We start from the raw sequence: 19,693 nt of genomic DNA on the forward strand, positions 1-19,693 counted from the left end.
CGTTATGTATGCACGGCGGTTCGCCGCTGCCCCTGTCGCGCGTACGCAACAAGGCCCTGAGCAGCTAGGCCAAACCAGGCGCGATGGCTCCAGGCGCTTGTGCCACAAGGGTTTGCGGGACAAGCGAGCCGGAGCGGCGTGCAGGATTTTTGGGAAGTAAGGCGAGATTCTACCGCCAAAACGTCGGCGAAAGGGAGTTATCCACAGGGACGGATCGTCCTGTGGACGCCTCTCGCGGACAGGCCGAACCAGGCTAAACTATTGACGGTCAACGAAAAACCGGTTTAAATAGCGGGTTCCGCGAAAACCAATTCAGTAAACCTCCGGCCATTGCGCTTTCAGCGATGATCGCGCGGTTATTTTTCGATCAAGTGAGAGCAACATGAAACGTACTTACCAGCCTTCCGTTACCCGTCGCAAGCGCACCCACGGCTTCCGCGTTCGCATGAAGACCGCAGGTGGCCGCAAGGTCATCAACGCACGCCGCGCGAAGGGCCGCAAGCGCCTCGCCATCTAAGGCAGGCGAGCGGATTGCGCGCTCCGTCTGTGCCAGGCGAGAACCGCGGTGATGCGGGAGCGGCAGGGGCGCCGCAACAGGGCTCGGTTCCGTTGCGAGCGCAAGCCGCCTTCCCCAAAGCCGCAAGGCTACTGAAAACGGATGAATTTTCATCCGTTTTTCGTTTGCGCCCATGGCGCCGCACCGCACACTTCGTGGTGTACGGCCGGCCCACCGGCAACGACGCTCGCTTAGGCCTCGTGATCGGCAAGAAGTATGCGCCGCGCGCGGCCACGCGTAATCTGGTACGTCGACTCGCGCGTGAAGCCTTCCGGCTGCGTCGCGCGGAATTCGGCGGTTGGGATGTGCTGCTGCGTTTGCACACGCGCTTCGACAAGAAAGCTTTGCCGAGCGCTTCGTCGCCGCCGTTACGGGCGCTGTGCCGCAGCGAGATAGAGGCGCTGCTCGACAAGGCAGCGCGCGAGATTGTCCGTCGCGAGGCGCCGCCCGCGGAAGCGCCCAAGACGGAATGACGCTCAAGTGACCGCCCGCAGTGCAGCCCTGCTGCGCGGGCGTCGCCCGGTACTCCACGTTGCGCGGCGCCGTCCGGCCGCACCAGCCATGCAAACGGTACTCATCGCTTTACTGCGTTTTTATAAGGTTGCTGTGAGCCCCATGCTCGGCAACCGGTGCCGTTTTTACCCTTCCTGTTCTGATTACGCGCGCGAAGCAATCCAGTATCATGGCGCCGCGCGCGGGACTTATCTCGCCGCCAGGCGTATTTGCCGCTGCCACCCGTTTTCCGCGGGCGGCATCGATCTCGTCCCGCCTCCCACTTCTGAAAAGCGCTGACGCGCCGTTCCATCGACACTGAGACAACGCATGGATATCAAACGCACCGTCCTATGGGTCATCTTTTTCATGTCAGCGGTCATGCTGTTCGACAACTGGCAACGCGACCACGGACGCCCGTCGATGTTCTTCCCGAGCGCCAACCCGACCAAGACCGTCGAAGGCGCCGCTCCGGGAACCACGACGCCGGGAACCCAACCCGCCGATCTGCCGGCCACCAACGCAGCAGCACCGGGCAACGCGCCGGCTGCGGCTCAAGGCCAACTGATCAAGTTCAGCACCGACGTCTATAACGGCGAGATCGACACCCGCGGCGGCACGCTGTCGAAGTTGTCGCTCGTCAAGCAAGGCGACGGCAAGCAGCCCGATCTGGTGATCACGCTGTTCGACCGCACCGCGAACCATACGTATCTGGCACGCACCGGTCTGCTGGGCGGCGATTTCCCGAACCATAACGACATCTTCACGCCGCTGCCGAACCAGCCGCACGATCTGACGGGCGACGCCAAGTCGTTCCAGCTCAGCTTCGAGTCGCCGGTGAAAGGTGGCGTGAAGGTCATCAAGACCTATACGTTCACGCGCGGCAGCTATGTGATCGGCGTCGACACGAAGATCGAAAACGTCGGCACCGCACCGGTTACGCCGTCGGTCTATATGGAACTGGTGCGTGACGACACGCCGGTGGAAACGCCGCGCTTCTCGCACACGTTCATCGGGCCGGCTGTCTATACCGACCAGCACCACTTCCAGAAGATGACGTTCAGCGACATCGACAAGAACAAGGAAGACTTCGCCAAATCGGCCGACAACGGCTGGATTGCGATGGTGCAGCATTACTTCGCGTCGGCATGGATTCCGCAGCAGGGCGTGAAGCGCGACATCTATGTCGAGAAGATCGATCCGGCGCTGTATCGCGTTGGCGTGAAGGAGCCGGTGGCGACCATCGCGCCGGGGCAATCGGCTGATGTGTCCGCGCGCCTGTTCGCCGGTCCGGAAGAAGAGCGCATGCTCGAAGGCATCGCCCCGGGTCTGGAGCTGGTGAAGGACTACGGCTGGGTCACGATCATCGCCAAGCCGCTGTTCTGGCTGCTCGAGAAGATTCATAGCTATGTCGGCAACTGGGGCTGGTCGATCGTACTGCTCACGCTGCTGATCAAGGCCGTGTTCTTCCCGCTGTCGGCCGCGAGCTACAAGTCGATGGCGCGCATGAAGGCGATCACGCCGCGTATGCAAGCGCTGCGCGAACGCTTCAAGGGCGATCCGCAGAAGATGAACGCCGCACTGATGGAGCTGTACAAGACCGAGAAGGTCAATCCGTTCGGCGGCTGTCTGCCGGTTGTGATTCAGATTCCGGTGTTCATCTCGCTGTACTGGGTGCTGCTGTCGTCGGTTGAAATGCGCGGCGCGCCGTGGATTCTCTGGATTCACGACCTGTCGCAGCAGGATCCGTTCTTCATCCTGCCGGTGCTGATGGCCGTCTCGATGTTCCTGCAGACCAAGCTGAACCCGACGCCGCCGGACCCGGTTCAGGCCAAGATGATGATGTTCATGCCGATCGCGTTCTCGGTCATGTTCTTCTTCTTCCCGGCCGGTCTGGTGCTGTACTACGTGGTGAACAACGTGCTGTCGATCGCCCAGCAGTACTACATCACGCGGATGATGGGTAAGCCGAAGACGAAAGCAGCCTGATCGATGGCTTCCCTGCAGCGGGCGGCGCTAGCGCCCGCCGGCTGACAGGCGAAAACAGGCAAAGACAGACAGAAGCAGGTTGTAAAAAAGCCGCCCGGTTTGCACCGGGCGGCTTTTTTTATGACTCGCTCTTTGGTGGGTTCTTGTCTCTCGATGCGTCTTCAGGCTCGGGCGTAGCGTCGGTTGCCGGCTGTGTGCCGCCGTCGAACTCCGTGATCAGCTCTTCCACCAGATTGCGCTGTTTCGGCGACAAGCCCGCGAACCGGTTCGCCATCTGCGTCACCAGTTCGATCGTTTCCGGCGTCATTGGATATTTTTCACCACGGGCGAGCGGTTTGGTCTTGCTGGTTGGCACGGGACCGTAGTGCAGCCAGTGGACATCTTTTTGCAGCCATGTCGCCAACACCTGCAACTTATCAGGCTTTGGAATCGTCGTACCCGAGAGCCATTTGTGCGCGGTTTGCGGTGAAACCGCAGGACCGTTTCGATAGAGCAGGCTAAATGCCTTGGCCAGAGCGGTCCCGCCCTGGAGCTCGCTGGGGAGTGAGTCTTTCAGCCGTTTGGCGAAAGCAGCTTTTTCTTTGGAGGTCGGCATGGGCCAGATTGTGCAATTCGGCGCATACTCAGTGGACAACCAAACACGCTACTTTATAGCCTAAATAGGCTATTTTTAGCCTGAAATCGCCACCGAATACCGCATTCGACGATTTCGCCGAATCTCATCTTTTCCTTGTGCAGCCTGCGTTCTGGACAGTTTGTCGCGCCTATTTGTCGCAAAAGTGTCTCAAGCTATCTTAGCTTGTGTGAGATAAATCTTCATGAGTCTCATGGCGCGCGCGATGTCGTAGGAATCGGCCCGCGTCCGGAGAGCAGCGGATGCCCGCGTTACAATGCCCGGCGCTCACTCATGCGCTTTCTCCCGCATTCATCCCTTCTGATAGCCTCGTCTCCATGCTCGCCACCGATTCCGATCCGATCGTCGCCATTGCCACCGCACCCGGCCGAGGCGGGATCGGGGTTGTGCGGATTTCGTTCGGCCGCGCCGGGGAAGCCGCCGCGCAGCCGCTGATGCAAGCGCTCACCGGCCAGGTGCTCGCGCCACGGCACGCGAGCTACGTGCCCTTTCTTGACGAAACCGGCAACGCGCTCGACCGCGGTATCGCGCTGTACTTTCCCGCGCCGCACTCGTACACCGGCGAGCATGTGCTCGAACTGCAAGGTCACGGCGGGCCGGTCGTACTGCAATTGGTGCTGCAGCGTTGTATCGACGCCGGTCGCGCGTTCGGCCTGCGTCTGGCCGAGCCGGGCGAATTCACGCGGCGTGCGTTTCTCAACGACAAGCTGGATCTCGCGCAAGCGGAAGCCGTCGCCGATCTGATCGAGGCCAGCACCGAGGCCGCCGCGCGTTCGGCAGGCCGCTCGCTCGACGGCGCGTTTTCGCGTGACATCCACGCTTTGGTCGAAGACGTCATCACGTTACGAATGCTGGTCGAAGCGACGCTCGACTTCCCGGAGGAAGAAATCGACTTTCTCGAAGCCGCCGACGCCCGCGGCAAGCTCGCGCGAATCCGCGAGCGTCTCGCGCACGTGCTGAGCGAAGCGCGTCAGGGCGCGCTGCTGCGCGAGGGTTTGTCGGTGGTGTTGGCGGGACAGCCGAACGTCGGCAAGTCGTCGCTGCTGAATGCGCTTGCCGGCGCGGAACTGGCCATCGTCACGCCGATTGCCGGCACGACGCGCGACAAGGTCGCGCAGACCATCCAGATCGAAGGCATTCCGCTGCACGTAATCGATACGGCCGGACTGCGCGATACCGAAGACGAGGTGGAGAAGATCGGCATTGCGCGCACGTGGAGCGAGATCGAGCGCGCGGACGTCGTGCTGCATCTGCTCGATTCGCGCACCGGCATGACCGCCGAAGATGAAACGATCGCGGCCCGTTTCCCGAGCGGCGTGCCGGTGGTGCGCGTGCTGAACAAGACGGACCTGACCGGGCTCGCGCCGACCGTGACGCCGCTGGACCCGCATCTCGATCTCAGCGAAGTGCGGTTGTCGGCGAAACAGGGCGATGGGGTTGCGTTGCTGCGCGAAGAGTTGCTGCGCATCGCCGGCTGGCAGGCAGGCGCGGAAAGCGTCTACCTGGCGCGCGAGCGGCACCTGATTGCGCTGCGCGCGGCCGAGGAGCACCTGGCGACGGCTGCAGCACACGCCGATCAGAACGCTCAGGCGCTGGATCTGTTCGCGGAAGAATTGCGCCTCGCGCAGGATCAACTGAACTCGATCACCGGGGAGTTCAGTTCGGATGACCTGCTCGGCGTGATTTTCAGCCGGTTTTGTATCGGCAAGTAGTGAATGGCGGGAACACTTCGGTTAGCGGCTTAACCAGCATGCCTTACAAGGCCATTTTGCGTAGCACCCCGCACCCGCACATGATAAGTCTGTTGACCCAAACTTGCTGATTTTGTTGGTACACAGAGCGTAAGCCGGTTTAGAATTTCCGCTATCCCGGTACCCAACGAATCACCATGCCAAAGCTAGCCGCTCCCCTCACCGAAGCGCAAATCCGCGCACTCGAACCGCGCGCCACCCGGTATTGCGTCGCTGACGGCAACGGTCTCGTTATCGAAATCATGACGACGGGCACCAAGGTCTGGCGCTTCCGCTATTCGTTGAACGGCAAGCGCCAACCACTCGTCACGATCGGCGACTACCGGATGATTTCGCTGCGCGTTGCGCGGGCCAAGGCGCAGAAATACGCGGAGATGGTTGCAAATGGCGTGTCGCCAGTAGCGACAGCACGCCGCGACCGCGGAGCCGAGAGCAAGGTCGAGGTGTTGCGTGAGGGCGCGGAGCTTTATCTCGCCACGGAGATGGCCGGCAAGTCGGCGGAATATCAGCGCACCACGCGGCGCGCGCTCGAAAAAGACGTGCTTCCCGTGCTTGGTGCCAAGTCGATCAAAGCCGTCACGACTGACGACATTCGCGCGATATGCGACCAGATCAAAGGCCGCGGCGCGCCCAAGATGGCGCTGCATACACGCAACGCGGTCAAACGGCTTTATGAGTACCTGATCGCCCGGCAACTCGCGACGACCAATCCGGCTGAGCTTATCCCGGCCCGCTTCATCGCGACGCCGGACAGCCGCACCCGCGTGCTCGCCGCAGACGAAATAGGCACCATGTTGCGGGCGATTTACGCATCGAACATCCGACGTCCGCTGAAATTGGCTTTGCACCTGCTGGTGCTGACGATGGTACGGAAATCGGACATCGTTGAGGCAGCCTGGTCAGAGTTCAGCCTCAACGCAGCACGCTGGACGATCCCCGCCGCGCGGATGAACAAGAGCCGCGACCATGTGGTGTATCTCCCGCATCAGGCCGTCGCTCTGCTTCGCGAGCTTCAGGAGACCAAGGCCAGTCGCAATTTCGTCTTCCCGAGCGTCAGGGGTGACGATCGGCCGATCGCCAAAAGCACGCTCAATCAGGCCGTCAAATCGCTCGGACTCGACGTCGAGCATTTCGTCCTGCATGACTTTCGACGCACCGCCGCGACCCACCTGCGTGAAATGGGGCAGCCTTCGGATGCGATCGAAAAAGCACTGGCGCATACCGTCAAAGACACCCCGGGCGGAGCCGGCCATGCTGAGCACACGGCGGAACAGCGTCAGATCTTGCAACTGTGGGCGGATTTCGTCGACATGCAAATCGAGAGCGGCCGACCACGCGTGGCCGGCTGAGCACGGCAGCGGCAGGTATGCCAAACACGGCTAGCGGCTATCGCCGGACCGGTTGCCGTGGCTTGTCTGATCATTGGCCAGCGACATGCTTGATGGTACACAATTAGACAAATATCAAGCCAAACTGGCCACCCATGAAAGAGAACCCTCACTTTCGCTAGGTTCTCAATCACCCTGCCCCACGCCCTCTCAGCCCATTCACGTCAATACCGCCGCGTTGCCGGCCAACCCATCACGGCGTCCTTTTTTCCCGCCATTCATCGCCTAAACTGAAGCATGGATGCAAGCCGGGACGGAGGCCCCCATGTCAGAATCGTTGATGGCTTATTTGCTGGGACCGTTAGTCATGCTGGTGGTCGGCGTGGTGATCTGGGCCGCGTCCCACTATCGCGACAAATCAAAGCCCGAGCGCCTCGAGCGCTGGCTCGATACGCATTATGCGGAGTGGCTGCACCACAAGCACTGAGCAGAGACACCCAACAAGACAAGGCCGTCGCGTGTTGCGACGGCCTTTTTCTCTGTGGTGCGCGAGCATCGGGACTGCACACGCCCGCGCAGGTCATTCATTACCAGCCTGGCTGGGGCTGCTGCGGATACCCATATTGTTCCGGCGGCGGCGCACCGCAGCCGACATACGCGCGCTGGTACTGGTCATAGCAGTATCCCGGCGGCGGCCCGGCGTACACGGGCGCCGGCTGATAAACCGGCTGTGCGTAGACCGGTTGCTGGTAAGCGACCACAGGCGCCGGATTCAGCGCGGAGGTCACCACGGCACCCAACAGGGCCCCGCCGATCAGCGCACCGACCACATCGCCGCCATTGCCATGAGCCGACGCCGGACCCGCCACGCTCAGGCTCCCCACCACCAACAACGCCACCGCAATCTTTTTCATGTTTCGCTCCCGCCGTTCAGGCATGGAGCGGATTGTGTACGGTGCGCGCGGAAATAGATGCTGCAGTTGGTAACTGGGCATTACGGGTGTAACCCCTTAGGCGCAATACGCCACGCCGACCGCCATCCGCTCTTATGATCAATGTAAAATTCGCGGCAGACCCGTCGGCAAATCCGCCGACCCGTAAAGCTTTCCGATCCTTCGACCCCGAGACCTGCAAGTCGACGTCGGCGTTGAAACCAAGCAAAAAGTTAAGGGGCGTGCGCGTGAAACAATGGACCATCCGCCAACGGATTCTGTGCAGTTTCGGAATTGTGCTGATCGTGATGCTGGCAATGGCAATTGTCACTTTCGAGCAACTCGGCGGCATCGACCGCGACGCAAAGAGCCAGCAGGAAGACTCGATGCCGGGGCTCTACTACGCGACCGCCATGCGCGCGGCCTGGTTCGAGAACTACTCCGTCACGCAGCGCCTCATCTACGTCGATACGGACCCCGAATCCATCAAGCGCGACAACACCCGTTTGCAAGAGACCGAGCAAACCCTCCAGAAGCTCCTCGGCGACTACGGCGCGACCATCTTCCGCGACAACGACCGTGAGTTCTTCAACGCCTTCCGCCAGCAACACGCGCAGTACCTGCCGATCCAGACATCGCTGCTGAATGCTTTGCCGGCTTCGAAGGAGAACGCCGCGCGCATCTTCAACACCGAGCTCACGCCGGTCTGGGAGGCGGGCCGGGTGTCGGCACGCAATCTGGTCGAGAACAACAAGGCCGACGCCGATAAGGCCGCCGAAAGCATCCGCAGTTCGGTGGAGGCCACCCGTATCGTGCTGCTCGTGATGCTGCTGCTCGCCGCCATTGCGGCCATTCTGGCCGGTTACTGGCTGCTGCGCGCGGTCACCACGCCGATGGCGAAGGTGCTGCAAGTCGTCGACGTCATGCGCACGGGCGACCTCACGCAACGTCTGCAATTGAATCGCGCGGATGAAATCGGCGCGCTCGAAGCCGGCTTTAACCGCATGACCGACGAGCTCACCGCGCTGGTCGGCCAGGCGCAGAAGTCGGCGGTTCAGGTCACCACGTCGGTGACGGAAATCGCCGCGACCTCGCGCGAACAGCAAGCCACCGCGAACGAAACTGCGGCCACTACCACCGAGATTGGCGCCACGTCGCGCGAAATCTTCGCGACCTCGCGCGACCTGCTGCGCACCATGAACGAAGTGTCCGAAGTGGCGGGCCAGTCGGCGGCGCTCGCCGGCACCGGCCATGCCGGTCTCGCTCGCATGGAAGAAACCATGCGCCTCGTGATGGAGGCAGCCGGCTCGGTCAACGCGAAACTCGCGATCCTCAACGAAAAGGCCAGCAACATCAACCAGGTCGTCGCCACCATCACCAAGGTCGCGGATCAGACCAACCTGCTCTCGCTGAACGCGGCGATCGAAGCAGAAAAGGCCGGCGAATACGGTCGCGGGTTCGCCGTCGTGGCCACCGAGATTCGCCGTCTCGCGGATCAGACCGCCGTGGCGACGTACGACATTGAACAAATGGTCAAGGAGATCCAGTCGGCGGTAGCGGCGGGCGTGATGGGCATGGATAAGTTTTCCGAAGAAGTCCGGCGCGGCATGCTCGACGTGCAGAACGTGGGCGGCCATCTCACGCAGATCATCCAGCAGGTGCAGCAGCTCGCACCGCGCTTCTCGATGGTCAACGAAGGCATGCAGACACAAGCCACGGGCGCCGAGCAGATTACCCAGGCGCTGACGCAGCTCTCGGAGGCCGCGCAACAGACAGCGGAATCGCTGCGCCAGTCGACCCAGGCGATCGACGATCTGACGCACGTCGCCAACAGTCTGCGCACCGGTGTGTCGCGCTTCAAGGTGGTGGCCTGACGCGCCACCACTGGCTCATTCAGGCACACACGCTGAAGCCGACTATTCGCACGCCACCTCACTCGACCCACGCCGATGCTCTTCATCCTCTTCACGCTCGATAGCGAACGCTACGTGATCGACGCGGCGCAGGTGGAGCGTCTGATGCCGCTCACACCGCAGTCGCCGCCGAAGGCGATTCCCGGTGCGCCCTCGTGGGTCGCGGGCGTGCTCGATCACGAAGGCGCAGCGCTGCCGGTGATCGATCTGCCGGCGCTCGCGCTCGGCCGTCCCGCCGCGCAATTGATGTCGACCCGCGTCGTGCTGGTGCGCTATCCGCATGCCGGCACGGTACGCCTGCTCGCGCTCCTGCTCGAAGGCGCCACGCGCACGATTCGCCTCGCCGCCGAAGCGTTTCACGATGCCGGCATCGACATGCCGCACGCCCGCTATCTGGGCCCGGTCGCGAGCGAAGCAGGCAGTCTGGTGCAATGGATTCGCGTCGAGCATCTGCTGCCCGACGATGTCAAAGCGCTGCTGTTTCCCGAGGCGCACGCATGAACGCGCATCACGACAACGCGCCGCTCTATCGACGCTTCACCGATCTTCTGCATCGGACCATCGGGCTCGATGCGGCATCGCTCGGTCATAGCGCGATCGAACGCGCGGTCGATCAGCGCGCGGCCGCCTGGTGCGCGGACGGTCACGCCGATGCCACGCTCGCCGATTACTGGGAGGCTGCGCAAGCATCGCCTGCCATGGTGCAGGCGCTGGTTGAAACCGTGGTGGTGCCGGAGACCTGGTTCTATCGCGACGCCGATGCGTTCAAAGCGCTCGCACGTCTCGCGTCCGAGCGCCTTGACGAACGCGGTACCGCGTTGCCGTTGCGGATTCTAAGCCTGCCCTGCTCGACCGGCGAAGAACCGTACACGATCGCGATGACGCTGCTCGACGCCGGCATCGACGCCGCGCACATGCGCATCGACGCGATGGATATCAGCGAACGCTCGCTGGCTGTCGCACAAAAGGCGATATACACCCGCAATTCGTTTCGCGGCAATGCGTTGGCGTTTCGGGACGTCCACTTCACGCGTACCGGAGACGGCTGGCGTCTCGCACCGCGCATCGTCGATGCGGTCCGGTTCTCGCGTGCCAACCTGATGCAACTCGATGCCACGACGCTTGGTATCTACGATTTCGTGTTCTGCCGCAACGTGCTGATTTACTTCGACCGCGATGCACAACAAACGGCCTTGCATGCACTCAATAGCGTGCTGGCCGAAAACGGCACGCTGTTCGTCGGCCCTGCAGAAACCGGACTGCTGATGCGTTATGGCATGCAGTCGGCGAAGATTCCGTTGGCGTTCGCATTCCGCCGCGCCACGTCGACGGAAACGCAATTCAACGGCTGGCACACCGCGCCGCTCGCCACCGCAGCGGCACTGGCCATGACGCACTCGCCCGTGCCCGCGCTCGCGCCGCCGCAAGTGTTTTCGGCAGAACCCTTCGCGTGGCCTGATCCGGTGGCGCGCACGCCGTTCAATGCCGGCTCTTCACAGGCGTTTCGAGAAACTCCGCAAGTGCGCTCGACATTGAACGACGATATGCCGAAGTACGCGTCGCAAGCGCCGGCCAACGGCGTATGGAACAGCGCGGCCGTTCCTTTGAAACCCGCCGCGCAACCGTACGATCGCACGCTGCCGCACAGCGCGCCGCCCATCAGCGCCGCGCGCGACACGCTGCAATCCGCGCACGCGCTGGCCGATGCGGGCCGTCTGACGGACGCCGCGAACGCAATCAACGCTTATCTGGAACAGCATGCGCCGCATGCCGATGCGTTCTATCTCCTCGGCGTGCTGGCCGACGCCAGCGGCGATACAAACCTCGCCCGCGGCCAGTATCGCAAGGCGCTCTATCTCGACCCGCAGCACGCCGAAGCGCTCGCGCATCTGGCCACGCTGCTCCAACTCGAAGGCGATCGTAACGGTGCGCGTCTGTTGAAGGAACGCGCGTCGCGCGCACAGGGAGCGCAACGTGGTTGAGGAGCGCACCGTGACCTTCGACGATTGCTGGAATCGCATTGGCGTGCGCGGCGATTCGTCGTGCGAGCGGCTGACCGAGTACGTGCGTTGTCTGAATTGCCCCGTGTTCGAAGCGGCCGCGGCCAAATTGCTGGAGCGTCCGATTCCCCTTGTGGATCTCTCGCTACATGACGCGCGGACCTCACCGCATCAGCAACGGCAGCAACACAACCCGCAGGGCGCGACTGAGTCGTTCCTCATCTTCCGGATCGGCCGCGAATGGCTCGCGCTGCCTACGCCGATCTTCAAGCGTATCGTGCAGACGCGGCCAATTCATACCTTGCCGCACCGGCAGCATCGCGCAGTGCTAGGTGTGGTGAATGTTCAGGGCGACTTGCTGGTGTGTCTGTCGCTCGCGCATCTGCTCGGCTTCGAAACCGACACCACAGCAGGCGACGATCAGGCGCGCCACGGTCTGCCGCGTTTGCTGGTGGTCTCGCGCGCCGAAGAGCATGCGGTATTTCCCGTCGACCAGGTCGACGGCGTGCATCGGATCGCGGTTGCCACCTTTTGCCCGCCGCCCGCGACGCTCTCGCAAGCGGCCGCCGCGCATACGCGCGCCGTGGCCCCGTGGCGCGGCATGACGGTCGGCCTGCTCGACGCCGATGCGCTGTTCGATACCTTGAACCGGAGTCTCGGATGACGGACGACCCGCGCCGCCCGTCGCTGATCGATCTCTTCCGCGAGGAAGCGCGGACCCAGGCGCGCGTGCTCAACGACGGCCTGCTTGCCCTCGAACGCGCGCCGCGCGATGCCGCCGCGCTCGAGGCCTGCATGCGCGCGGCGCATTCGCTGAAGGGCGCGGCGCGTATCGTCGGCGTGCAGGTGGGCGTCGAACTTGCGCACGCGATGGAGGATTGCTTCGTCGCGGCGCAGGAAGGGCGCGCGTTACTCGATGCCGCATGGATCGATGAGTTACTGCGCGGTGTCGATATCGTTGCGCGCATCGGCAATGACGAGGATGAATCGGCACGTGACGCGGTGAGTGCGTGCGTCGCGTCGTTGCAAGCGCGTATGGCCGGTATCGTGCCGCACGGCGCGGCGATGCGGCGGGAAGGGCTGCCGCAGGCCGCTGCTGCGCCAACCGCGAATCCTGCTCGCGTCGCCGGATCTATGTCCGGCGCGGCCACGGAACCGCAAGCCGCATCTACCGACGCGGCCCATGACGCAGACGCCGCCTTCAATCTGCTCGCCAGCGCTCTGCGCGCCGAAGCCACACCAACACCGGCCACGTCAGCCGGCACGACAGCTAATCCGTGGGCGGCCGATTCCACCAGCGCGCCTGCCTCAAGCGCCTTCGGTTCAGCCGGAACAAGCCGCCTGACGACCGACCCCGGCCGCATGCTGCGCGTACGCGCCGACAACCTCGACCGGCTCCTCTCGCTATCCGGCGAATCGCTGGTCGAATCGCGCTGGCTCAAACCCTTCGCGCAATCGATGCTGCGCGTCAAGCGTGTCCAACGTGACGGCTCGCGTGCGCTGGATCAGTTGCACGAAGCACTTGCCGATCTGAAGCTCGATCCGCGCACACACGCCACGCTCGAAGAATTGCGCCGCCTCACCGCAGAATCGCAGCATCTGCTCGCCGAGCGCCTGGCCGATCTGGAGAGCTTCGACCGCCGCTCGACGCATCTGTCGCAACAGCTTTACGATGCCGCGCTGCAATGCCGGATGCGCCCTTTCGGCGACGGCACCGGCGGTCTGGCGCGCATGGTGCGCGACGTCGCGCGCTCGCTTGGCAAGAAGGTGCGCTGGCAACTGGTGGGCGAATCGACTCAGGTGGATCGCGACATCCTCGATCTCCTCGAAGCGCCGCTCGGCCACCTGCTGCGCAACGCGATCGACCACGGTATCGAAACACCGGCAATTCGTCTCGCGCGCGGCAAGTCCGAAGAAGGCACGCTCACGCTCGACGCGCGCCATACCGCCGGCTCGCTGCTCATCACCGTCACCGACGACGGTGCGGGCATCGACCTCGAGGCCTTGCGAGCCTCGATCGTGCGCAAAAAACTGGCGAGCGCCGACACCGCCGCGCGCCTGTCCGAAGCCGAACTACTCGAATTCCTCTTCCTGCCCGGCTTTTCGTTGCGCGACCAGGTCACCGAGGTCTCGGGCCGTGGCGTCGGACTCGATGCGGTGTACGACGTCGTCAAGCGCGTGCGCGGCACGGTGCGCATCACGCACGAACCCGGCCTCGGCACGCGCGTGCAGTTGCAGTTGCCGCTGACGCTTTCGGTGATCCGCAGCCTGCTCGTCGAAGTCGCGGGCGAGCCGTACGCCGTGCCGCTCGCGCATGTCAACCGCACGCTGCACGTGAGCCGCACGGAGATCGAACTGCTCGAAGGCCATCAGCACATTGCCTTCGACGGCCGCCGCATCGGCGTCGTCACCGCGCATCAGATTCTCGATACGGCGCCACCCGTCAACGAAGCCGAACCCGTCAGCCTGATCGTGATCGGCGACGGCGAGAAAACCTACGGCGTGGTGGTCGACCGTTTTCTCGGCGAACGGATGCTGGTCGTGCAGCCGCTCGATCCACGTCTCGGCAAGATCAGGAACATCACCGCCGGCGCGTTGATGGAGAACGGCGACCCGGTGCTGATCGCGGATGTCGACGACTGGCTGCGCTCGGTCGAGAAACTCGTGGCGGGCGGCGATCTGAAACACACGCAGCACGGCGCCGCCCTCGCCGCCCGGCGCGTCACCCGGCGCGTGCTGGTGGTCGACGATTCGCTCACCGTGCGCGAACTCGAACGCAAACTGCTCGCCACACGCGGCTACGACGTGACGATCGCCGTCGACGGCATGGACGGCTGGAACGCGGTGCGCAGCGAGCGCTTCGACCTTGTGATTACCGATATCGACATGCCGAGAATGGACGGCATCGAACTCGTCACGCTCATCAAGCGCGACCCGCACCTGCAGGCCCTGCCGGTGATGATCGTGTCGTACAAGGATCGTGAAGAGGACCGCCGCGCCGGCCTGAACGCGGGCGCGGATTACTATCTCGCGAAAGGCAGCTTCCACGACGAAGCATTGCTCGACGCAGTGCGCGATCTGATCGGCGAAGCTTACGGTTAAACCCACGGGTAAAACGGATGAAAATCGGAATCGTCAATGACCTGCCCCTTGCCGTCGAAGCGCTGCGCCGCGCACTGGCCGCACGCCACGACTACGAGGTGCTGTGGGTCGCGCAGGACGGCCAGCAGGCCGTCGATTTCTGCGCCGCACAGCGGCCCGACATCGTGCTGATGGATCTCGTGATGCCGAACGTCGACGGGATCGAGGCCACGCGCCGGATTATGGCGAAGGCGCCGTGCGCGATCCTGATCGTAACCGTCGACGTAGGCGCGAACGCGTGGCGCGTCTATGAAGCAATGGGCGCGGGCGCGCTCGACGCCGTGGACACGCCCTCGCTGAGCGGCCCGGACGCGCACAGGAGCATCGCCACCCTGATCGCGAAGATCGACCGCATCGCCGCGCTGGTCGCGGAACGCAACGCGCCTGGCACTGCCGCTGCGGCGGATACGAAAAGCGTGACCAATCGCGACACGCCGCTGGTCGCAATCGGCGCCTCGGCGGGCGGCCCGGCGGCGCTCGCCACCCTGCTCGGCGGTTTGCCGAAGGATTTCCCGGCGGCCATCGTGATCGTCCAGCACGTCGACGCGGCGTTCGCCGCCGGTATGGCCGACTGGCTGAACCAGCAGTCGGCCCTGCCGGTGCGGATCGCGAACGAAGGCGACCGGCCGCAAGCCGGCGTCGCGCTGCTCGCCGCCACCGACGATCATCTGCACCTGAAATTGCCCAGCGTGCTCGGCTATACGAACGTGCCGGCCGAAACGCCCTACCGGCCTTCCGTCGACGTGTTCTTTCATAGCGTGGTGGCCCGCTGGCCGGCGCGCGCGATTGGCGTCCTGCTGACTGGCATGGGCCGCGACGGCGCGATCGGGCTCAAGGCGATGCGCACCAAGGGCTACCACACGATTGCGCAGGACGAGGCGACCTGCGCCGTATACGGCATGCCAAAGGCGGCCGCGGCACTCGATGCCGCCGCCGCGATCCTGCCCCTGCCCCGTATCGCCGCGGCGCTAGCCGCCGCCATCGGCGCGGGCTAAGGCAGGGCAGGCACGCACTAGCCACAGACTAGCTCGCTAAGACTCACTGACACTCATTCTGGCTGACCAACATGGACACTTCCAAACCGTATCAGAACGCTACCGCGCCGGACGCCGCAGAACACGACGCGAACGCGCAGGCGTACGCGATGGACGCGCCCAACAGCGCCATCGACGACGCGTTAGCCCGCATCCTCGATAGCCCGTCTGCCGCCGAATGCCCGATCATGGTGCTGCTGGTCGACGATCAGGCGATCATCGCCGAGGCGGTCCGCCAGGCGCTGGCTGACGAAGGAAGCGTCGATTTTCACTACTGCGCGTCGCCTGAAGATGCGCTGCGCTGCGCGGAGGAAACCCGCGCGACGGTGATCCTGCAAGACCTCGTCATGCCCGGCACCGACGGCCTCACGCTCGTGCGGCAGTACCGGCAAAATCCGGCCACGCGCGATATTCCGATCATCGTGCTGTCGACCAAAGAGGAGCCGCTGGTGAAAAGCGCCGCCTTCGCAGCGGGCGCCAACGACTATCTGGTGAAGTTGCCGGATCGCATCGAGCTGATCGCGCGGATTCGCTATCACTCGCGCTCGTATCTGAACCTGCTGCAGCGCGACGAAGCCTATCGGGCGCTGCGCCAGTCGCAACAGCAGTTGCTCGCGACCAATCTGGAACTGCAGCGGCTCACACATTCGGACGGCTTGACGGGTTTGTCGAATCGCCGTTACCTCGATGAGTACCTGACCGCCGAGTGGCGTCGCGGCACGCGCGACAAAACCGGCCTCGGTTTCCTGATGATCGATGTGGATAACTTCAAGGCCTACAACGATACCTATGGGCACGTCGCCGGCGACGAAGTGCTCAAACGCGTCGCGCAAACCATCGAGTCATGCCTTGGACGCGCGCCCGATCTCGCGGCGCGCTTCGGCGGTGAAGAGTTTGCGGTGGTGTTGCCGGGCGCGTCGTCGGGTGGCTTGCGGCTGCTCGCCGAGAAAATTCGCTTGGCCATCGAAGGGCTCGGCATTGCGCATGCCGGGTCCGCGAGCGGCGTCGTGACGATCAGCGTCGGCGCGGCGGCCATCGTGCCGTCCGCCGCCGAACCGGTGACGACGCTGATCGAAGCCGCCGACGTCGGGCTGTACCGGGCGAAGCGGGACGGGAAGAATCAGGTCGCGGTGACTCGCTGATTGCCGGCTGGCGCCAGCGGCCCAAGAACGGGGACAGAGACGGATTCGGCGTGCTGTAACAGAGGTAGTGGACAATATCGTCGACTGCATCCCATGCTTGAACCCTACGGCAACCAAAAGGACGCGTGATGAGCTACGACGACAGCAACCCCTTCGCGAAGATTCTGCGCGGCGAACTCCCCTGCATCAAGGTGGCGGAAAGCGACGCCGCGCTGGCGTTCATGGACTTGATGCCGCAAGCCGACGGCCACATGCTGGTCGTGCCGAAGGAAGCGGCGGTTGAGATTTTCGACTTGTCGGACGCCTCGACGGTAGCCTGTATGCGCATGGCGCAGAAGCTCGCCATCGCGGTGCGCGCGGCCTTGCGCCCTGACGGCGTATCCATCGGACAGTTCAACGGCGCCGCAGCAGGACAAACGGTGCCGCACGTTCATTTTCACGTGATCCCGCGCTGGGAAGGACAGCCGCTGCGCATGCATGCGCGCGAAGTTGCCGACGCGGCCACGCTCGAAGCCTTGGCCATGCGCATTCGCAACCATTGGCGCGCACCAGCCGACGCCACCGGCGGCCCGGACGACCGAACTGGTCATGCCCCGTAATATGTGTAATGGCTCGTGAAACCAGCCGCACGCACGGTGCGGCTAGACTGGAGTCTGCCTTGTACCCACAGGGCAATTGAGTGTGGATCTCTTTTCAGCCTGCCCGAAACGGCAGGCTTTTTTATTTGCGGGTCCAATCGCTCAAAGCCGATGCCGCGCGCGCCGCAGCGGATGCCGCCAGTCGATACGCCGCGGTTTCGCGGGCATGGGCTGCATGTCGTGCAAATGCCGATGCTCCTGCCACAATTCGTCGGAGAAAAGAAACGCGACGATAAGTAGCGGGATGACCAGAAAGGCGCCTAATATCAAGTGCTCGATCACGGTAGCCTCCGTCGCAAGAGCCTGATTTCATTGTAGAGCACCGCATGTGCCCATACGGTGCCAGGCCCCTCACAAATTTGCGATAACGCGCGAAAAAGTGGCCTGCGACAACGCGCCGCCCCACCCTCGCCGAACCCGCGCGGCACCTCGCGCCTTACGAGAACGGCTTGCGCAAGCGTCAGGCCTTGTAAGAACTCCCCGCACCGAGCCCTGACTAACAGGAAACGCGAGCCCGGCTCTCACCTTGGGCTTGCGCGCACAACCCAATAATTCACCAATAATTCTCAAGGGGAATCCAATGACTATCGAACGCAGCAGCGAACTCACCCTGCGGCCGCTCGAGCGCACCGATCTGCGCTTCGTTCACGAAGTGAACAACAACGCAAAAATCATGCGTTACTGGTTCGAGGAACCGTATGAAACGTTCTCCGAGTTGACCCAGTTGTATGACCAGCACGTGCACGATCTGCGCGAGCGCCGCTTCGTGGCGATCGACAACGAAGGTCAAACCGTTGGCGTAGTCGAACTGATCGAGCTCGACTACATCCATCGGCGCGGAGAATTTCAGATCATCATCGCGCCCCATGCGCAAGGACGCGGCTATGCCACTGTCGCCACCCAGCTCGCGATCGACTACGCGTTTTCGGTGCTGAACCTGCGCAAGGTCTACCTGATCGTCGACAAGTCGAATACCGCTGCCATCCACGTTTATGAAAAGTGCGGTTTCAGGCACGAGGCCGAGTTAATCGAGGAATTTTTCGGTAACGGCCGCTATCACAATGCATTACGCATGTGCATGTTCCAGTCTGAGTTCTTCAAGACCGGTCAGCACGACGAGTAAGCTCCCCATGCAGCCACGTGCGTCATGCGGCAACGCATAACGCACCTGGCACCGTTTATCTTCTGTACGTACACCGTTATTTCGTGTTTTTTGATTAGTCGGGTGAATGACTTTGTGTGCAATGCACCAAGTGCGCCCTCTGATTGTATTAATTCGCTTAATTGGCGCCTCTCGTTTACGCCAATACGTACCGCAAAGCTTTACTGGCTAAAGCGCTGCGCCCCACCCGTCTTTTAGTTATCCGTTTCAATCCGCCCGATTTAAGTGCCTGCCCAAGGTTTAAGCAGGTGCGACAGGTGGTGCGACAATTCGCCGCTGTTGCGACCGCACACAAGATGTGCTTGTCGTTCTCTCGCGTTCTCCTAAAGTGCAAGGTGCGGGTTCGACGTTAAAGTTAAATACATAGCTAACCTGAGTATTCAACCCGCACCGGAGGAAAATATGAAAACGCGAATCGCCCTTGTTTTCGCCATTGCGGGATTGGCTGCCGCTTCTGTTCAGGCGCAAGACGTAATGGTCAAGCCACAGCAAACCATCCAGTTCAAGGCCAACGCGTACGGCTGTCTGTCGAAGGATAAGCTCGACGCCGCCGATGTCCACGCGCAAGCCGGTGAACAGCAAAAGATGCAGGAATTCTTCTCCGGATATCAGTGTGTTTCCACGCCAGAAAACTCGAATTTCCGGGTGGTTCGCGTAGTCGGCCATGATGTCGAATTCGTCAATGCCGCCAATAGCGATACCCAGGGCCTGTGGGCAAACGATCGATTCATTAAACAATAAGCTAAACGCCAACGCTGCGTCGAAACCCCAAAGCTTGAAGGGGTTTCAATTAACGCCAACCCTCCGGCTTTAAAAACCGGAGGGGGTGAACCTGCGAGTTAAAAAACGGCTGGGCGTGATGCCCGGCTGTTTTTTATTGCCGCTCGCCTTTGCGCTCTTTGCGCTTTGCTTTTATGTGACGCCGAAAAAAACCGATGCGGCTTTCGATCCGCATCGGTAATACGCCTTCTCGCAAAGCGC

At 62.7% G+C, this 19,693-nt stretch carries 21 protein-coding genes; 18 read left to right on the top strand and 3 right to left on the bottom strand.

Annotated elements, in window-relative coordinates:
* The first annotated feature begins 382 nt into the window (after nt 1-382).
* The 4 genes from rpmH (at nt 383) to yidC (ending at nt 3,037) form a co-directional block, all read left to right on the top strand.
* A complete protein-coding gene (gene rpmH / locus HWX91_RS05390; protein WP_004198824.1) occupies nt 383-517 on the top strand; it encodes a 50S ribosomal protein L34 in 135 nt (44 codons plus the stop codon).
* Nucleotides 518-531: 14 nt separating this feature from the next.
* A complete protein-coding gene (gene rnpA / locus HWX91_RS05395; RefSeq protein WP_028197659.1) occupies nt 532-1,029 on the top strand; it encodes a ribonuclease P protein component in 498 nt (165 codons plus the stop codon).
* Nucleotides 1,030-1,117: 88 nt separating this feature from the next.
* On the top strand, nt 1,118-1,348 hold the full coding sequence (gene yidD / locus HWX91_RS05400) for a membrane protein insertion efficiency factor YidD (RefSeq protein WP_007180115.1): 231 nt from the start codon (nt 1,118-1,120) through the stop codon (nt 1,346-1,348).
* A gap of 30 nt (nt 1,349-1,378) precedes the next feature.
* Complete coding sequence (gene yidC, locus HWX91_RS05405; RefSeq protein ID WP_028197658.1) at nt 1,379-3,037, top strand: membrane protein insertase YidC; 1,659 nt, start codon at nt 1,379-1,381, stop codon at nt 3,035-3,037.
* Between the two features lie 118 nt (nt 3,038-3,155).
* On the opposite strand, the gene HWX91_RS05410 is transcribed toward yidC, so the two are convergent.
* Entirely contained in the window at nt 3,156-3,632 is a 477-nt protein-coding gene (locus tag HWX91_RS05410; protein WP_042275609.1) for a transcriptional regulator, read from the bottom strand.
* Nucleotides 3,633-3,988: 356 nt separating this feature from the next.
* Here HWX91_RS05410 and mnmE point away from each other — a divergent pair, with 356 nt between their 5' ends.
* From mnmE to HWX91_RS05425, 3 genes are all read left to right on the top strand, one after another.
* Complete coding sequence (gene mnmE / locus HWX91_RS05415; RefSeq protein ID WP_028197657.1) at nt 3,989-5,383, top strand: tRNA uridine-5-carboxymethylaminomethyl(34) synthesis GTPase MnmE; 1,395 nt, start codon at nt 3,989-3,991, stop codon at nt 5,381-5,383.
* A gap of 176 nt (nt 5,384-5,559) precedes the next feature.
* Nucleotides 5,560-6,771 carry a tyrosine-type recombinase/integrase gene (locus tag HWX91_RS05420; RefSeq protein ID WP_028197656.1) on the top strand — a complete coding sequence of 404 codons (1,212 nt, stop codon included), beginning with the start codon at nt 5,560-5,562 and terminating at the stop codon, nt 6,769-6,771.
* Between the two features lie 304 nt (nt 6,772-7,075).
* Nucleotides 7,076-7,237, top strand: a complete 162-nt coding sequence (locus tag HWX91_RS05425; RefSeq protein WP_167346783.1) for a hypothetical protein — start codon at nt 7,076-7,078, stop codon at nt 7,235-7,237.
* A 100-nt stretch (nt 7,238-7,337) separates the two neighbouring features.
* Here the strand turns inward: HWX91_RS05425 and HWX91_RS05430 are convergent, their stop codons facing one another.
* Complete coding sequence (locus HWX91_RS05430; RefSeq protein WP_028197655.1) at nt 7,338-7,664, bottom strand: hypothetical protein; 327 nt, start codon at nt 7,662-7,664, stop codon at nt 7,338-7,340.
* 266 nt (nt 7,665-7,930) lie between these two features.
* Between HWX91_RS05430 and HWX91_RS05435 the strand changes: the two genes are divergently transcribed.
* The 8 genes from HWX91_RS05435 to HWX91_RS05470 all read left to right on the top strand — a co-directional run bounded on the left by HWX91_RS05435 (nt 7,931) and on the right by HWX91_RS05470 (nt 17,511).
* Nucleotides 7,931-9,556: a methyl-accepting chemotaxis protein gene (locus HWX91_RS05435; RefSeq protein ID WP_035520474.1), complete on the top strand. Its 1,626-nt coding sequence runs from the start codon at nt 7,931-7,933 to the stop codon at nt 9,554-9,556.
* A gap of 75 nt (nt 9,557-9,631) precedes the next feature.
* Nucleotides 9,632-10,096, top strand: a complete 465-nt coding sequence (locus HWX91_RS05440) for a chemotaxis protein CheW (protein WP_028197653.1) — start codon at nt 9,632-9,634, stop codon at nt 10,094-10,096.
* A complete protein-coding gene (locus tag HWX91_RS05445) occupies nt 10,093-11,577 on the top strand; it encodes a CheR family methyltransferase (protein WP_028197652.1) in 1,485 nt (494 codons plus the stop codon). Before HWX91_RS05440 ends, HWX91_RS05445 begins: the two co-directional genes overlap by 4 nt.
* A gap of 10 nt (nt 11,578-11,587) precedes the next feature.
* Nucleotides 11,588-12,259 carry a chemotaxis protein CheW gene (locus HWX91_RS05450; protein ID WP_244143998.1) on the top strand — a complete coding sequence of 224 codons (672 nt, stop codon included), beginning with the start codon at nt 11,588-11,590 and terminating at the stop codon, nt 12,257-12,259.
* On the top strand, nt 12,256-14,697 hold the full coding sequence (locus HWX91_RS05455) for a hybrid sensor histidine kinase/response regulator (protein WP_028197650.1): 2,442 nt from the start codon (nt 12,256-12,258) through the stop codon (nt 14,695-14,697). Before HWX91_RS05450 ends, HWX91_RS05455 begins: the two co-directional genes overlap by 4 nt.
* Before the next feature lie 17 nt (nt 14,698-14,714).
* A complete protein-coding gene (cheB, locus tag HWX91_RS05460; protein ID WP_028197649.1) occupies nt 14,715-15,731 on the top strand; it encodes a chemotaxis response regulator protein-glutamate methylesterase in 1,017 nt (338 codons plus the stop codon).
* A gap of 71 nt (nt 15,732-15,802) precedes the next feature.
* Complete coding sequence (locus HWX91_RS05465) at nt 15,803-16,912, top strand: diguanylate cyclase (RefSeq protein WP_028197648.1); 1,110 nt, start codon at nt 15,803-15,805, stop codon at nt 16,910-16,912.
* A 128-nt stretch (nt 16,913-17,040) separates the two neighbouring features.
* The gene (locus HWX91_RS05470) at nt 17,041-17,511 is read left to right on the top strand and encodes an HIT family protein (protein WP_042275605.1); all 471 of its coding nucleotides are present in this window, start codon (nt 17,041-17,043) and stop codon (nt 17,509-17,511) included.
* Between the two features lie 141 nt (nt 17,512-17,652).
* Here the strand turns inward: HWX91_RS05470 and HWX91_RS05475 are convergent, their stop codons facing one another.
* A complete protein-coding gene (locus tag HWX91_RS05475) occupies nt 17,653-17,832 on the bottom strand; it encodes a hypothetical protein (RefSeq protein ID WP_028197647.1) in 180 nt (59 codons plus the stop codon).
* A gap of 298 nt (nt 17,833-18,130) precedes the next feature.
* Here HWX91_RS05475 and speG point away from each other — a divergent pair, with 298 nt between their 5' ends.
* The 3 genes from speG to HWX91_RS41045 all read left to right on the top strand — a co-directional run bounded on the left by speG (nt 18,131) and on the right by HWX91_RS41045 (nt 19,673).
* Nucleotides 18,131-18,673 carry a spermidine N1-acetyltransferase gene (gene speG / locus HWX91_RS05480; RefSeq protein WP_028197646.1) on the top strand — a complete coding sequence of 181 codons (543 nt, stop codon included), beginning with the start codon at nt 18,131-18,133 and terminating at the stop codon, nt 18,671-18,673.
* A 441-nt stretch (nt 18,674-19,114) separates the two neighbouring features.
* Nucleotides 19,115-19,453, top strand: coding sequence for a surface attachment protein Sap1 (gene sap1 / locus HWX91_RS05485; protein WP_028197645.1), 339 nt, complete (start codon nt 19,115-19,117; stop codon nt 19,451-19,453).
* A gap of 85 nt (nt 19,454-19,538) precedes the next feature.
* Nucleotides 19,539-19,673, top strand: coding sequence for a hypothetical protein (locus tag HWX91_RS41045; protein ID WP_255246800.1), 135 nt, complete (start codon nt 19,539-19,541; stop codon nt 19,671-19,673).
* Nucleotides 19,674-19,693: the final 20 nt, after the last annotated feature.

This window comes from Paraburkholderia fungorum (genome assembly GCF_902833645.1).
GTDB classification, from domain to species: domain Bacteria; phylum Pseudomonadota; class Gammaproteobacteria; order Burkholderiales; family Burkholderiaceae; genus Paraburkholderia; species Paraburkholderia fungorum.

What these genes read in the sequence shown, in the direction of transcription:
- HWX91_RS05440 (WP_028197653.1), top strand. Translation starts at nt 9,632, where the DNA reads ATGCTCTTCATCCTCTTCACGCTCGATAGCGAACGCTACGTGATCGAC.
- speG (WP_028197646.1), top strand. Translation starts at nt 18,131, where the DNA reads ATGACTATCGAACGCAGCAGCGAACTCACCCTGCGGCCGCTCGAGCGC.
- HWX91_RS05425 (WP_167346783.1), top strand. Translation starts at nt 7,076, where the DNA reads ATGTCAGAATCGTTGATGGCTTATTTGCTGGGACCGTTAGTCATGCTG.
- HWX91_RS05430 (WP_028197655.1), bottom strand. Translation starts at nt 7,664, where the DNA reads ATGAAAAAGATTGCGGTGGCGTTGTTGGTGGTGGGGAGCCTGAGCGTG.
- HWX91_RS05410 (WP_042275609.1), bottom strand. Translation starts at nt 3,632, where the DNA reads ATGCCGACCTCCAAAGAAAAAGCTGCTTTCGCCAAACGGCTGAAAGAC.
- rpmH (WP_004198824.1), top strand. Translation starts at nt 383, where the DNA reads ATGAAACGTACTTACCAGCCTTCCGTTACCCGTCGCAAGCGCACCCAC.
- HWX91_RS05445 (WP_028197652.1), top strand. Translation starts at nt 10,093, where the DNA reads ATGAACGCGCATCACGACAACGCGCCGCTCTATCGACGCTTCACCGAT.
- HWX91_RS05455 (WP_028197650.1), top strand. Translation starts at nt 12,256, where the DNA reads ATGACGGACGACCCGCGCCGCCCGTCGCTGATCGATCTCTTCCGCGAG.
- mnmE (WP_028197657.1), top strand. Translation starts at nt 3,989, where the DNA reads ATGCTCGCCACCGATTCCGATCCGATCGTCGCCATTGCCACCGCACCC.
- yidC (WP_028197658.1), top strand. Translation starts at nt 1,379, where the DNA reads ATGGATATCAAACGCACCGTCCTATGGGTCATCTTTTTCATGTCAGCG.
- cheB (WP_028197649.1), top strand. Translation starts at nt 14,715, where the DNA reads ATGAAAATCGGAATCGTCAATGACCTGCCCCTTGCCGTCGAAGCGCTG.
- HWX91_RS05465 (WP_028197648.1), top strand. Translation starts at nt 15,803, where the DNA reads ATGGACACTTCCAAACCGTATCAGAACGCTACCGCGCCGGACGCCGCA.
- HWX91_RS05470 (WP_042275605.1), top strand. Translation starts at nt 17,041, where the DNA reads ATGAGCTACGACGACAGCAACCCCTTCGCGAAGATTCTGCGCGGCGAA.
- sap1 (WP_028197645.1), top strand. Translation starts at nt 19,115, where the DNA reads ATGAAAACGCGAATCGCCCTTGTTTTCGCCATTGCGGGATTGGCTGCC.
- yidD (WP_007180115.1), top strand. Translation starts at nt 1,118, where the DNA reads ATGCAAACGGTACTCATCGCTTTACTGCGTTTTTATAAGGTTGCTGTG.
- HWX91_RS05420 (WP_028197656.1), top strand. Translation starts at nt 5,560, where the DNA reads ATGCCAAAGCTAGCCGCTCCCCTCACCGAAGCGCAAATCCGCGCACTC.